The 13,492-nt window shown below is 68.6% G+C and carries 10 protein-coding genes and 1 pseudogene; 4 read left to right on the top strand and 7 right to left on the bottom strand.

Annotation, left to right across the window (positions count from 1 at the left end):
• Positions 1-100: 100 nt before the first annotated feature.
• The 3 genes from AB0N05_RS31045 (at position 101) to AB0N05_RS31035 (ending at position 3,647) form a co-directional block, all read left to right on the top strand.
• Positions 101-1,045, top strand: a complete 945-nt coding sequence (locus AB0N05_RS31045) for an NAD(P)-dependent oxidoreductase (protein ID WP_364700421.1) — start codon at positions 101-103, stop codon at positions 1,043-1,045.
• Positions 1,046-1,341: 296 nt separating this feature from the next.
• Positions 1,342-2,943 (top strand): serine/threonine-protein kinase, encoded by a 1,602-nt coding sequence (locus tag AB0N05_RS31040; protein WP_364700419.1) that lies wholly within the window; start codon positions 1,342-1,344, stop codon positions 2,941-2,943.
• Positions 2,944-3,044: 101 nt separating this feature from the next.
• Positions 3,045-3,647 carry a maleylpyruvate isomerase family mycothiol-dependent enzyme gene (locus AB0N05_RS31035; RefSeq protein ID WP_364700417.1) on the top strand — a complete coding sequence of 201 codons (603 nt, stop codon included), beginning with the start codon at positions 3,045-3,047 and terminating at the stop codon, positions 3,645-3,647.
• 237 nt (positions 3,648-3,884) lie between these two features.
• Here the strand turns inward: AB0N05_RS31035 and AB0N05_RS31030 are convergent.
• From AB0N05_RS31030 to AB0N05_RS31005, 6 genes and pseudogenes are all read right to left on the bottom strand, one after another.
• Positions 3,885-5,150, bottom strand: a pseudogene (locus tag AB0N05_RS31030) (ATP-binding protein); the annotation flags it as partial.
• Positions 5,151-5,396: 246 nt separating this feature from the next.
• Positions 5,397-5,963 (bottom strand): hypothetical protein, encoded by a 567-nt coding sequence (locus AB0N05_RS31025; protein WP_364700415.1) that lies wholly within the window; start codon positions 5,961-5,963, stop codon positions 5,397-5,399.
• A gap of 40 nt (positions 5,964-6,003) precedes the next feature.
• Positions 6,004-6,276, bottom strand: coding sequence for a hypothetical protein (locus AB0N05_RS31020; protein ID WP_364700413.1), 273 nt, complete (start codon positions 6,274-6,276; stop codon positions 6,004-6,006).
• Between the two features lie 27 nt (positions 6,277-6,303).
• The gene (locus AB0N05_RS31015) at positions 6,304-6,837 is read right to left on the bottom strand and encodes a hypothetical protein (protein ID WP_364700411.1); all 534 of its coding nucleotides are present in this window, start codon (positions 6,835-6,837) and stop codon (positions 6,304-6,306) included.
• A 69-nt stretch (positions 6,838-6,906) separates the two neighbouring features.
• The gene (locus AB0N05_RS31010; RefSeq protein WP_364700409.1) at positions 6,907-11,175 is read right to left on the bottom strand and encodes a hypothetical protein; all 4,269 of its coding nucleotides are present in this window, start codon (positions 11,173-11,175) and stop codon (positions 6,907-6,909) included.
• Between the two features lie 93 nt (positions 11,176-11,268).
• Positions 11,269-11,574: a hypothetical protein gene (locus AB0N05_RS31005; protein ID WP_364700407.1), complete on the bottom strand. Its 306-nt coding sequence runs from the start codon at positions 11,572-11,574 to the stop codon at positions 11,269-11,271.
• A gap of 242 nt (positions 11,575-11,816) precedes the next feature.
• Here AB0N05_RS31005 and AB0N05_RS31000 point away from each other — a divergent pair, with 242 nt between their 5' ends.
• Positions 11,817-12,539, top strand: a complete 723-nt coding sequence (locus AB0N05_RS31000) for a thioredoxin domain-containing protein (RefSeq protein ID WP_364700405.1) — start codon at positions 11,817-11,819, stop codon at positions 12,537-12,539.
• Here AB0N05_RS31000 and AB0N05_RS30995 read toward each other — a convergent pair.
• Complete coding sequence (locus AB0N05_RS30995; protein WP_364700403.1) at positions 12,532-13,386, bottom strand: helix-turn-helix transcriptional regulator; 855 nt, start codon at positions 13,384-13,386, stop codon at positions 12,532-12,534. The genes AB0N05_RS31000 and AB0N05_RS30995 overlap by 8 nt on opposite strands.
• Positions 13,387-13,492: the final 106 nt, after the last annotated feature.

Raw genomic sequence — 13,492 nt, 5'->3', positions numbered from 1 at the left:
TGCTATGTGCCTGCGGTGGAACTGTCCATGACCGAAATCCCGGCCGTCCCAGACGCTATGCTCGGGAAGGGACGGCCGAACCGATATGGGGTGGTGCGCAATGAAAGTCGTGATTGCGGGAGCGACCGGAGCGATCGGGCGGCCACTGGTCACCGCGCTGCGTCTGTCCGGGCATCAGGTCTACGCATTGACCAGGGGAGGACGCGGTGCCGAACTCGCCCGGGCACTGGGCGCGACCCCGGTGCACGCGCGGGTGCTGGACCGCGACGATCTCCTGCGCGCCACCGAAACCCTCACCGCCGATGCGGTTATCCATCAGCTCACGGCCTACAAGCGCTCGCCGCCCACGCACTACCGCAGTCCGGGCCTACTGCGCACCAATGCCTTGCGCACGGTCGGCAGCCGCAATCTGGTGGAGCTGGCCGAAAATATCGGGGCGACACGGTATCTGACCCAATCGTTGATTCTCGGCTACGGCATTCGCGATCACGGCACCGAACCGGTGACGGAGCTCGAGCCCTTCGGGCGCGCTCAGGGCGATGCCAATGACGCCAACCTGGCCGCCCTGCACGAGGCCGAATCGCAGGCCTGGCAGGCGCGCGGCATGGACGGAATCGCCTTGCGCTACGGCTTCTTCTACGGCCCCGGCGCATCGGACATGATCACCCGCGGCCTGAAGCTGCGCCTGCTGCCGCTGCCCTCCACGGGCTCCGGGCACACCGGTTTCGTGCATATCGAGGACGCCGTGTCGGCCACGGTCGCCGCGCTGGAACACGGTCGTCCCGGACAGTCCTACAACATTGTCGACGACGAACCGATCACCTGGGACACCATGTTCGACGCCATGGCCGCGGCCATCGGTGCGCGCCGCCCGCTCCGAGTCCCACCGCGATTGCTCCGCCTGAGCGCTCCGCTCGCGGCGGCCCAGATGCTCGATCTATCCCTCCGGGCGTCCAATGCGAAGGCTCAGGCCGAGCTGGCCTGGAAGCCGTCCTATCCGACCTACCGAGAGGGCGTCGTCACAGTGGCGAAGACGCCGAGCTGATCGGGCTCCGCGACACGCGAACGGGTGACAAGCGGCACGTGGCGGCAAGCACTATTGGCAAACCGCCCAGTCTGTGTCACGTCATGGAGCGGCTCTGAGCAGCAAAAACACGTGACCCGTCACATAAACGTCACCGGAGTGCGGCATAGATCTCACCGAGATCTCGCTCATATCTCACCTTGACGTCGGCGGGAGGCCCGGCGACCGCTACACTCATGCGGGGAAACACGCGGGCAACCGCCTCGTCACAGTCGTATCGAAAAGAACTTCGGAGTAGTGCCATCGAAACCGGCCAAGTGATCGCAGGGCATTACCGCCTGGTCGAACGGATTGGTAGCGGCGGCACAGGTGTCGTCTGGCGTGCCGTCGACGAACGACTGGAACGTTCGGTGGCGATCAAACAGATCATCACCCAGCCGAGCCTGTCGCAGGCCGATAGGGATGTGGTGCGTCAGCGCGCCGCCCGGGAAGCGCGCAACGCGGCCCGATTCCAGCATCCCAATGCCATTGTCGTATTCGACATCCTCGAGCATGAGGGTGACCCATGCCTGGTCATGGAGTACCTGCCCTCGCAGAGCCTCGCCGTCGTGCTGTCCGCGCAGGGCACCTTGCCCCTGCCGCAGGTCGCCCGCATCGGTGAGCAGGTCGCGTCGGCGCTCATTGCCGCGCACCGCGTCGGCATCGTGCATCGCGACGTCAAGCCCGGCAATATCCTGCTCGGCGACAATGGCGCCGTGAAGATCACCGACTTCGGCATCTCCAAGGCCAAGGGCGACGTGACCCTCACCGCCACCGGACTCATCTCCGGCACCGCCGCCTACCTCGCCCCCGAGGTCGCGCGCGGTGCGGAACCCAGCCCGGCCGCCGACGTCTTCGCCCTGGGCGCGACCCTGTTCCACTCGCTGGAGGGCGAACCGCCCTACGGCACCAACCCGAATCCGCTCGCCCTGCTGTACGCGGCGGCGAATGGGCAGATCAGCGAGCCGCGCAATGCCGGACCGCTGAGCGACCTGCTGCTCGCGCTGCTCAGCTTCGAGCCGGAGGACCGGCCGAGCATGCATGAGGTGCGCGACCATATGGCGGACTTCGCCGAGGTCGGGCCCGATGCCGAGGCCACTCGCGTGCTGGCCGCGCGCCGCGCCAGCGGACCCGCGACCCGGCAGCCCGAAAAGCCTTCCGCCCCACGGCCCGCACCGCGTTCGGCGGGTCGTCGACCGGCCGAGAATGCCGACATTCCGACCGGTGCCATGAGCACGGCCGCCCTGCTCGAGACGCCGCCGCCGCGTCGCCCGGCCCCGGGCGGACCGCCCACCCGTTCCACTCCGGCACCGGATCTGGAGTACGACTACGACGATGAGCCCGCTTCCGGCTCGCGGACCAAGATCGTGCTGGCGGCCGTGGTGGCCGCGGCCGTGATCGCCGGTGGCATTATCTTCGGCATTCTGAGCTCGGGCGGTTCGGACAGCTCGGGTGGCAATTCCGGTGGTGCGACGGCCGGTGCCACCTCGGCCGCGCCGAACACCAGCACCGGTGGCGCGCCCGCGCTGGGTCAGGCCAAGAGCGCCAGCACCGTATCGGTGCTGGGCGGCGCGGATACGGTGGACCGGTTCTACGGCAATCTGTCCAATCTGAGCTTCAGCGACGCCTGGAATCACCTGACTCCGGCCGCGCAGAAGGTCTACGGCAATCAGCAAGCCTTCCAGAGCTATTGGACGACCAATCGCGTCACCCGATACTCGACCATCGAAGGCGCGCGCGGCACCGATAGCAGTAACTCCGATGGCTCGGTGGATATCTCGCTGGCCAGCGTCACCTACGCTGACAGGTCGAAGGGCATGACCCTGCGCGTGGTCGACGGCGGCGGGGGCAATCTCCTGATCGACAGCGACACCAAGTAGGTCTGTTCGGGTGTCAAGCCCGGAAAGGGGCCCGGTGCAAGGCGCAATCGCGTCGGCGCCGGGCCCTTTCGCATAACCCCTTGCGGTGATTAGCTTTTGGTATGAACGTGCGCCAGATGCTCGATGAAGAGCGTGGGGAGCTGGTCGAGTTGCTCCGTTCGCTGACCGACGAGGAATGGGCGACGCCATCGCTGTGCACGGGGTGGACCGTGCGTGACGTGGTGTGCCACTTGCAAACCGATACCCTCTCCGTGACCGACTGGCTGCGGCTCGGGGTACGGAACCCTTCGGTCGACAAGGCCAACAATGCACTGGTGGAACAGTTTCGGCAGCTGCCGACCGGCGTTTTGGTGGATCGGCTGGCGAGAACCGATGGCTTGGGTACAAAGCTCTTACCGGGTTTGGTGTTGGCGGATCTCTTCGTCCATCAGCAGGACATTCGGCGGCCGCTCGGGTACAGCCGAAAGGTCCCGCCGGAGCGTCTGGTTCGGGTGCTCGGCAAGCCCGATCCGTTCGCCTTCCCCGGCCGCTATCTGAAGGGCCTGCGCTGGGAGGCCACCGACGCCGACTGGACCAAGGGCTCCGGTCCGTTGGTTCGCGGGCCGGGGGAGGCCCTCGCGCTGGCCATGGTCGGCCGCACCGTCGCCTTGGACGAGCTCGAAGGCGGCGGCGTGCCTACGCTCCGGGTGCGTTGCGCCGCGTGAGTCGTCGCGTTCGACGGTGTGCACGACCAATAGCGCCACCGCCAGCGCCGCCGCGATGATCGCGAGCGCCACAATGGTGATCTGGATCAGCCGCAGGCGCAGCATGCGGTGGTGATGCCGGGCCGCCGATTCCGAAAGGAACTCGCGGACCAGACGATTCGGCGTTTCGGAACGGCGCAGCCAGGCGGTCGCCTCCTCCAGGCGGGTGCGGCGGTAGAGCAGATTGTGGGGGCGATCCCGGCGCGCCCACTCCCTGGCATCGGCCTGGATGCTCGGCCGCAGGGCGGCGAATTCCCTTTCCTCGGCGACCCATTCGGCCATGCGGGGCCAGACCGTGAGCATCATGTCGTGCACCAGCTCGATCTGGCCCTTGTGCGGCAGGACGATTCGTCGCTTGATGAGCCAGTCGATCACCCGGGCGGTGGCCTGCGGGTCATCGGATTCCTGGATCAGCACCTCGGGTGCGATGCGGTCGCGCTGGGTCGCGGTGGGGCCGATGAAGGTCAGCGCCATCAGCACATGCCGGGCGGCCAGCCGACTGCGCTCGTTCAATCGTGACCACATGAGCTCGCAGCCCTGGGCGAAAGCCGCTTCCACACCACCGGATTCGCGATAGGCATCCAGGGTCAGCGTATTGCCGCGCCGGTTCTCCCAGACGACGGACAGCACATGGGACAGCATGGGCAGGCGGATCGGGCTGTGCGGTTCGAAGGTGGCCAGATCCTGCACCAGAACCTCGACCAGACTGTTCTCGATCTTCAATCCGGTGGCCGCCACCGGACGCGTGATCACCTCGCGCACTTCGGCTTCCGTCATGGGCTCGAGCAACATGGACGGATTGCGCAGCGCCGCGGCCAGCACGGGTCGTGCGGTCAATTCGGTGAAATAGCCGCTGTCGCAGGCGATGACGACGGTGGTGCGAGATATCGCCGCACGTGCGGCCGATGTCTCTGGTGTGCGGGCGGTCTCGTCCGATGCGGCCAAGGTTGCCAGCGTGTGCAGAAAGTGGTCGGGTTCCTCCGAGGTGCGCCTGGTGAAGAGCCGTTCGACCTGATCGACGAGCAGCAGCCGATGTCCGGGCGGGGCAGCCTCCAGCGCCGCCGCGATATCGTCGTCTGGCGTCACCAGCACCGGCACCCGAGGACCCGGATCGGCCCGCAATCCGGCGTGCAGTAGCGACGACTTCCCCGACCAGCGCCCGCCCAGCAGCAGTACCAGGGCCGGGCCCGGGCCGGATTCGGCCGTCGCGATCAGATCGCGCAGCCGGTGCAGCGCCGCATCCCGCCCGAAGAACAGGTCACGGTCCTGGATCCGATAGGTCTCCACGCCGCGAAATGGGGCGCGGCCGGAATCGGCGATGGGCTCGTGGCTCGCCCGCGCGGCCTCCCAATCCGCCTGCCAGCGCCGCAGATCCAGCAGCGAACCGTCTGTCCGCGAATTCGGCGGACGGTTGCGGGTCTCGCGGATCAGCACCTCGAGCACGGGCAGTACCGATTCGAACATGGCCGGGGTGCGATTCCCGCGCCGCCAATCGCTGATCCGCTGCGCGGTGATCGGGGTGCAGCCGGGCCGCAGGCGCGTATTGGCCGCGCGGATAACCGATTTCACCGGCGGATCACCGGCCGCCGACAAGAGCGCGGACAGGCGCGCGGCGAACGCGGCCCGGCCGCCGGACGCGCTCGGGGTTACCCCACCGGTCGCATCCGAGCGGTGGGGAAGCTGTGCGGCACCCGGTTCCGGCAAGCGCGCCTACCGGCGTCCGCCCGCGGCGGGCTGCCGCTCGATGCCCGGGCCGGACACGGGTTGCGGGCCGGGCGCGGGGCGCGGCGCGATCGTGGAATCCGCTAAAACCGTGGAACAGGACAAGCGCATACCCTCCACCGATGTGTTCAGCGCCTGCAATGAGCGCTGTACCGAGCCGACGGCGTCCGTATCCGGCACCGTTGTCGCGGGAGCCGAGCCGTCGATGGCCTGAGCGAGTTGCGTCAAAGCGTCGTGCAATGCGGCGCCGGCGTCGGCAACGGCCGTGAACGCCCGCCGGGACAGCGGCGATGCCATCGTATCGGTCGCGGTGCCGAAGTCGGCGTCGATGGTGGCCGACAGGCGTGCCGCGGCCTGCAGCCGCTGGCCGACCTCGGCGGTATCGCCGCGATCGGAGGCCGGGGCAATGCCGTTCAGCTGGTCGGACAGGTCACGGAAGGTGCTCTGGAGTTGGCCGACGGTGCGGCTGCCCGCGGTGCAGTCGGCGGTATCGGGATCCGGGGGCGCGGCGGCGTCCGGCTGTCGCGAACAACCGGCCAGGGCCGCGACGGTCATCGCGCAACCTGCGATGACCGCCGCCACCCGTCGCCGGGGACTACCCGACATGGGACAACCCCGTCAGCACGGCATCCTGCACGGCGGGCAGGAAGCCCAGATTCAGCACCAGTGCCATCCCGACGCCGAGCCGGATTCGCCGGTGCCGGTTCCACCAGCCCACCGGGCCGCGCGGGCGATGGTGCACCGCGATGGGCGCGGCATCGCCCGCGTTCTCGTCGTAATACCCGTAAGCGACTGGCGCGGAACGCATATCGAGCAGGCCGCCGAGCGGATCGACGGTGGTGCCACCGGTGAATCGCGTCTCCAACATGGCGTACTCCTCAATGTCCGAAAGGGATCAGGAGATGGTGTCGGCCCACGGTCGCAGCAGGGCGTCGTACACGTCCTGCGTGAAGCGGCCCCGGCCGACCAGATCGCCCAGCACGGCCGCGGTGACGGCCTGGCTCACCACGGTGAGCGCGCCGATCGAGCCCAGCGATTGCAAGAGCCCGGCTATATCACCGGCTACCGCCGAACCGGAGGAAATGGATTGCCCCGCAATCATTCCGGCGATCTGCACATTGCGCGCCCGGCCGAACTCTTTGGCCGTCTCAGTCGCGATCTGTAAGGGCTGAGGATCGGCCGCAGGCTGCTGCCCGAGCCCCGACAACAGCCCTGCGAGCCCACCGCCACCGGTCAGCGCGGCCGCCCCGGTCTGCAACTGCTTGCCCGCCTCGGTATTGAGCCGCTCCCGCTCCTCGGCGGTCAGCTGCGCGGCGCGCTCCACGATCCGCGCCACCGCTCGCCACTGCGGTCCGTACAGGTATTCCAGGTGCAGGGCCGGATCGGTCGGATCGAACGGGACAGCGGTGTCATTCATTTCGGGATTCATGGCTAACTCCTTCACTGGATGGGTGTTTCAGGAGGCACTGCATTGAGTGGAAAGAGCTTTCGATGCGGATCAGCCGACCTCGACCAATCGCCGGGTATCGCTGTCCCGCAAGCCATCCGCGGCATCGACGCCCACCAGCGGAATATCGGCATGCGCGACGGGCGCCGCGGCGGGCTTGGCAGCAGGCGCGAGCAGCGCCTGCAACCCCGCGATCACCTGATCCAGGCTCGCGGTATCGGAAATGCCGTCCAGGAACTGACTCCCGGCCGCCGCCGCACCCCCGCTACCCTGCGAATCCATCGCCGCCCGAATAGCGGAGATCAGATACGACCGGAACGCCGGATCCAACAGGATCAGCAACGGCAGCAAAACCAGCGCGACGAGCCCGGCCACCGCCAGCAACGCCAACGGTGCACCGAGCGCCAGCACCCCCGCCAACAGCGGCAACCCGAGCACGAGGGCCCCGCCCAACACCGGTGCCGCCACTGCGGCCAGTACGGCGAGCGCAGCCCCACCCGCTACGGCGAGAGCAACCGCGCCGAGCACTGGGATCGCTACCGCAGCAGCCACTCCCAGCGCAGCGAGTGCCGCCGCAGCAGCCACTGCCAGTGCCGGAATTGCCACTGCGGCCGCCAGTGCGAGACCGGCCAAAGCCAGGACAGCCGCCCCACCCAACACCGGTACTGCCACCGCGGCCAGGACAGCGAGCGCCGCCCCACCCGCTACCGCGAGAGCAACCGCGCCGAGCACTGGGATCGCCACTGCGGCGAGCAGGGCCAGCGCCGGAATCGCCACTGCGGCAAGACCGGTCAGCAGGGCCGCGCCGCCACCGGCCGCGACTACTGCCAGCAGCGGCAGACCCAGCGCAAGGACGAACGCGCCCACCGGGATTGCCAGCAGGAGGAGGGGGAGCAGGGCCAGGGCGATGAGGCTCGCGATGGCCAGTGGGACGCCGACCGCCAGTAGCGGGAGGCCGATGAAGGCGATGATTGCCGCGCCGATCGCGACCACGGGTGCTGCGGCGGCCGCAGCGGCCAAGGCGGCGAGGGCCAGAAGCGGAATCACCGCTGCCGCAAGGGCTGCCAGTGCTGCGGCGATCGGAGCCAGGGCCAGTATGCCGATCAGGCCCAGGATTACCGGGGCGGAGAAGCTGATGGCCATACTCACCAGCCAGGCGGCCAGCGCCACGCCCTTGACGACTGCCCACAGGCCACCGGCCAGGAGTAGCGCCAATAGCGGGATTCCGAATAGGCCCAGGGCACTCACCAGGAGTGCCGCACCGGCGGCGGTCAATCCGGCCGCGAGGACCGGTGCCCAGATCGCGGCCAGCGCCAGCGCGATGATCGGCGAGAGCGCGGTGGACAGGATCGGGGCGAACGGGCCCACGATCAGGAACGGCAGGCTGAACGCGATGGCCACGATCAGCGCGGCCACACCCACCGGCAGCATGGCCACCACCGCCGCGAGCGCGACGGCCAGCGCCAAGATCGTACCGGCCACCGCCTCCGCGCCCAGGATGGTGAGCCCGGCCGCGATGATCGCCGAAATCAGCACTCCCGCAACGGCGGTCGCCGCGATCGCCACCGGGATGGCGGCCAGCAGGAACGGCGGGAAGAGCATCGCACCGTAGAGGAACGTGCCGATGATCAGCAATGCGGTGAGCGCCAACGGAATTCCGCTTCCCACGGTCAAGGCGGCGACCAGGCCCATGAGGAGGCCGGTCACGATCGCCGTGCCGCCGATACCGGCCAGCACGGTGAGCAGTTGCGCACCCAGCAGGAACGGCAAGGCCAGCAGGGCGAGCGGCGGGTTGATCAGGATCAGCCCGAGGAGCGCCACCGTCAGCATGCCGAAGCTGAGCACATTGATCGCCAGCCCGCCCACGGCCACCGCCGCGACCACGGCGAGTCCCACGGCGACAGCGCCCGCGGTCAACGCGGCCAGACCGCCGAAGGTGAAGACGAAATTCAGCGCGGACAGGCCCATGACCGCCGCCGCGACGACCGCCGCGAAGGCGATCAACACCGGCAGCACGAACGGAATCGTGTACGGCATCAACAAGAGCAGCAGCCCGCCGGCCATGACCGTGACCGACGCGAAGGTGGCCGCCAACCCCAGGATCAGGCTGGTGCACAGCGCGAGCAGCAGGCCCGAGGCGCCGAGACCGCCGAACAGGAACAGCAATCCGAGCGCGGCCGGAATGCCGACCAGCACCAGCAGGAACAGCGGCGCGAGCAGCGGACCGATCACCGGCAGGGCGAAGGTCAGCAGCGCGGTCGCGGCCAAGCCCGCGACCGTGGCCACCGCGGCGGCAATGGCACCGGCCGCCGCGATGAGCAGCACGGCCGCCGCACCACCGAACCACACCAGCACCGCGGTAGCGAGTTGGATGGCGGTCGCCGCCAGCGCCAGCGCAAGCAGCACGATCACCGCCGCCGACCCGACCACGGACAGGGCAGCCAATCCGGCGATGAACAGCGACCCGATCACCGCCGCGGCCGCAATCCCGGCCGCACCGAGCAGGATCAGGCCCGCGAGGCCGAGCACCGCCAGCGCGGGCAGTGTGATGAGGCCGAACGGGGTGAAGAAGGACGCCACCACGAGCGCGACGAACAGCGCCGCCGACACCGCGAAGGTCGCGCCCAGTGCGCCGAATACGGTGGCCGCCAGGGCAATCGAGCCGAGCAGTAGGAACCCGAACGCGAATACGGAGAATGCGATCGGCGCGATGAACAAGCCCAGGAACGGAATGAAGATGGTGGTCACCAGGCCCACGGCGAGCAGGCCCACGAACCCGGCCGCCAGTGCGGCACCGCCGAGCCCGAGCAGCACGGTGGCCAGCGCGATACCGCCGACCACGGTCACCGCGAAGGCCGCCATACCCGCCACCAGGATCACCGGGGCCAGCACCTGGAAGGCAATGAACGCCACTGGAATCGCCACGATCAGCACCGGGATCGCAATGATGGCCAGCACCACCAGCACCGGCAAAGCCAGCACCGCGAGAATGAGGGCCCCGATCACCAGCGCACCGATCACGAACGGTGCGGCCACAATCGCCGCCAGCAGCACCACCGCGCCTATACCGATCGCGCCGATCGCCAGCGCACCGGCGAACAACAACGGGATGATCGCGAACAGCCCCACCACCGGCAATGCCAGCAGGGGCAACGCGGCGTCACGGGTCATGCCCTGCCCGGTCAGCATCCCGCGAATGTCATGCAGCAATGGCGCGAAGGCAGCCGCGGGATCGTTCATGAACGCGAGCGCCGGGGTCAAGAACCCGAGCATCGGGGCAAGTCCACTGAAAGCCGGTGCGGCAAAACCGAATACGGCCGCCCCGAGCGCCTCCAGCCCTGCCCCCGGATCAGCGGTCAGCCGTCGCACGGCCTCGACCAGCTGCTGAAGCGGATCGCCGGTGCCCACGGTGTCGCCGAGCATCGGCTGGAGCAGGTCACGCAGCGGGTTGGCGGAGTCCGTGCCCTCCACGGGGAAGCCGAAAAGCGCACGGCCACGGTCGATCAGCTCGGCGATGGGGTCGTCGAAGCCGTCGCGGCGGCGCGCGCCCACGCCTTCCAGTGCCTTGTTCACGAAGCTCAGCAGGTCCTCGACCGGCTGCCGCAGCGGGCCATCCGGGAAGGTGGCGTCGGTCCATTCGGCCAGTTTCGACAGATCCAGGCCCGAGCCGACCACCTGTGCGGCGACGGCCGCGATCTCCGTGACGGGCGCGGCGACGGGGCCGAGCAGGCCCGGGAACTGTGACGCCGGTGCGTTACCGGCCACCGGTGCGGTGCCGATCGCATTGGTGCGAGCGGGACCGGCGAGCGCCGGGCCGAGATTCGGCGGTGCCTTGGTAAGACCCGGGTTGCCGGGCTTTCCGCCCAACGCGTTCACGGTCTGATCGATGACGTTCTGCGCGGCCGGGCCCAGGTCAGGGCCGAGCGCATTGCCGAGATTCGGGACATTCGAACCGATATCGGGGATGTATCCGCTCAGATCCGGCATCGGCGCACCGGAATTCGCACCGTTTCCCGGGGTGAGTCCGCCCAGATTTGGCAGCGGGACGCCCAGATTCGGGATGGGGACGCCGAGATCGGGAAGCCCACTCTGCTGTGGACCGCCCACGGCCGAACGGACACCCAGATCGGCGGGCGCTATGGGCGAGACGGGTGCCGGTGGCTGGAATGGCTGGGCCGCCGCCGTGCCGGTCGACACCATGGCGGTGGCCAGCGAGGCGAAGGCGGCCGCCGCGTACAGGCCGCGGCGATTGCGCTTGCACTCCTTGAGCTGCCGGGCGGACTGCTTGGTCGTCCGGGTTCGGGCGAGGGATGCGGTCATGAGCGGAACCTCTTTCGAAGGATTCACACGATCGACTGCGGAATCCGGCGTGGGGCCGGGACTTGCCGAGCTCGCGAAGAGCTCCCGGGGAGATCAGACCGGGCCGGTTTCGCCGGTCGCGCAGTTGGCCTGGGAGACGCCTCCTTCCTCACTCAGGGTGGGACCGATCCGGGTGTGCGGTATGCCGCCGATATCGCTGCAGCGAATGAACGCGTGCTGTCCGGCACCGGCGCCCGGCGGGCAGGTGACAGTGACTTGGTTGGGCACCGACGTATCGGTGACGCACTCGGCGGGCGCCGGTTCGGCGGTGGCCGCGGGGGATACCGGCTTTCCGAGCGCCGCACCCGTGAGGGCGAGAACTGTCAGTGCAGCAAATGCTGCGAGTCGGCTGTAAATCATCTGCCGATAGTCCGGAGGCGCGCCCGGGAGGGTCAATGTGACCGGGGCTACAGTGAGGTGATTCGCCCAGTTGGAGAGACTTTTTCAGGGTGTCCGCTGCGGATTGTCGATACGGAATGTTTATGGCGGCGGATATTGACGAATTTCGTGTCGTGGGTTCCTGATCGAATGACCAGCAATACGATGGCTAACCGTCCGAACATTCCCGGCAGCAATGCTTCCGAAAGGATGCGTGAAGTCGAATGGGGAAGAATCGCAGCGGCCGCACCGTGGCGCGCGCGGCGCATGGCCGCCGATTGCTCACACCGGCCCGGGTCTCCGCCGCCGTGCTGCTGACCGCACTCATCGTCGTGATCGTCGTGGCTTTCGTGGCCAACCAGCGCGACCGCGACCGTGCCGAGGCGGAGGTCGGCCCACCCGCGGTCTTCACCAGCGACGGCCGGTTGCATTTCGGGGATGCGGCGACCACGGTCACCGTGATCACCGACTTCCAATGTCCCGTGTGCAAGCACTTCGCCGCGATCACCGAACCCACCCTGAACGACCTCATGCACGCGGGCACGATCGCGGTCGACTACGACACGGTCGCCGTGCTCGACGGCGCGTCCACGGACGGCTACTCCTCCCGCGCGGCCAATGCCGGGACCTGCGTGGCCGTCGCGAACAAGGACGCCTGGCTCGATTTCGCGCAGCGCCTGTTCACCGCGCAACCGCTGGAGAACGGGCCCGGACTCACCGACGACCGGCTGATCGAGCTGGCCACCGCGGCCGGGGCGGGCGGCCAGGACGTGGGGGAGTGCATTCGGTCCGCGCGCTATGCGGGATTCGGCGAGGCGCACGGCAAGGCGGCCATCAAGGACGGACTCAACCATGTCCCGGTGGTGCGGGTGGGCGATCAGACGGTCGAGAATCTCACGCCGGATGGGGTGCAGGCGGCCATCACTCGTGCGGGGGCCGTCAAATAGATTGCCGTGGTGGGGATTCCGCTTCCCAGGCCGCGAGCAGGCTGAGGGCGGTCGCGCTGGGGGAGTCGGCCTCGACGGTGTGGGCGATCAGGGCCTGATCGGGATCGTCCGGTAGACGCAGGGTTTCGAAGCCCAGGTCGATGCGGCCGACCACCGGGTGCAGGTAGATGTAGTGGCCGTGCGTCTTGTCCTTGAGCTCGTGCCGCTCCCACAGCTCACGGAATTCCGCACTCTCGGTGAGCAATTCGTCGATGAGAGCGGCGATGCCGGGGTCGCCCGGATTGCGGGCGGAGTCGAGGCGCAGGTAGGCGACCACATCGGCGGCCTTGGCGGTCCAGTCCTCATAGAGCTCGCGCATGCCCTCGTCGAGGAAGACGAGCCTGGCCAGATTGCGGTCCCGCGGCGGGAGCGCCGAGAAATCGGTGATCAGGGCCGCTGCCAGGCGATTCCACGCCAGCACATTGGTGCCGCGGCCGACAATGTAGGCGGGTACGTCGGAGGAGTCGAGCAGCCTGCGCAGACCCGGGCGCACCTCCTGCTCGGCGGGCGGCTCCTCGCCGGACCACGGCCGGGCCAGGCGGTAGAAGTGTTCGCGCTCAACCGGATTCAGTCGCAGCGCCCGCGATACGGCATCCAGGACCGACTCCGAGAAGTGCAGGGTGCGGCCCTGCTCCAGGCGGACATAGTGATCCACGCTGACGCCCGCGAGCATGGCCAGTTCCTCGCGCCGCAGTCCCGGGACGCGGCGGCGCGCGCCATGATCGATCAGGCCCACTTCCTCCGGCCGCAGCCGGGCGCGGCGGGAGCGCAGGAATTCGCCGAGTTCGGCACGCCGGTCCAAAGTCATGCCAACCAGTATCGCGGGTGGGCGCGGACCGCATCCTGGTCATGCCGTGCCCAGGCTCGCGCAGCACTGTTTACCTCGCTTGCGGATCGCCAAAGTAGTGGTCACA

This window comes from Nocardia sp. NPDC051030 (assembly GCF_040683015.1).
Lineage (GTDB): Bacteria > Actinomycetota > Actinomycetes > Mycobacteriales > Mycobacteriaceae > Nocardia.
The sequence above is the reverse complement of the archived record's forward strand: the minus strand, read 5'-3'. Positions and strand labels throughout refer to the sequence as shown.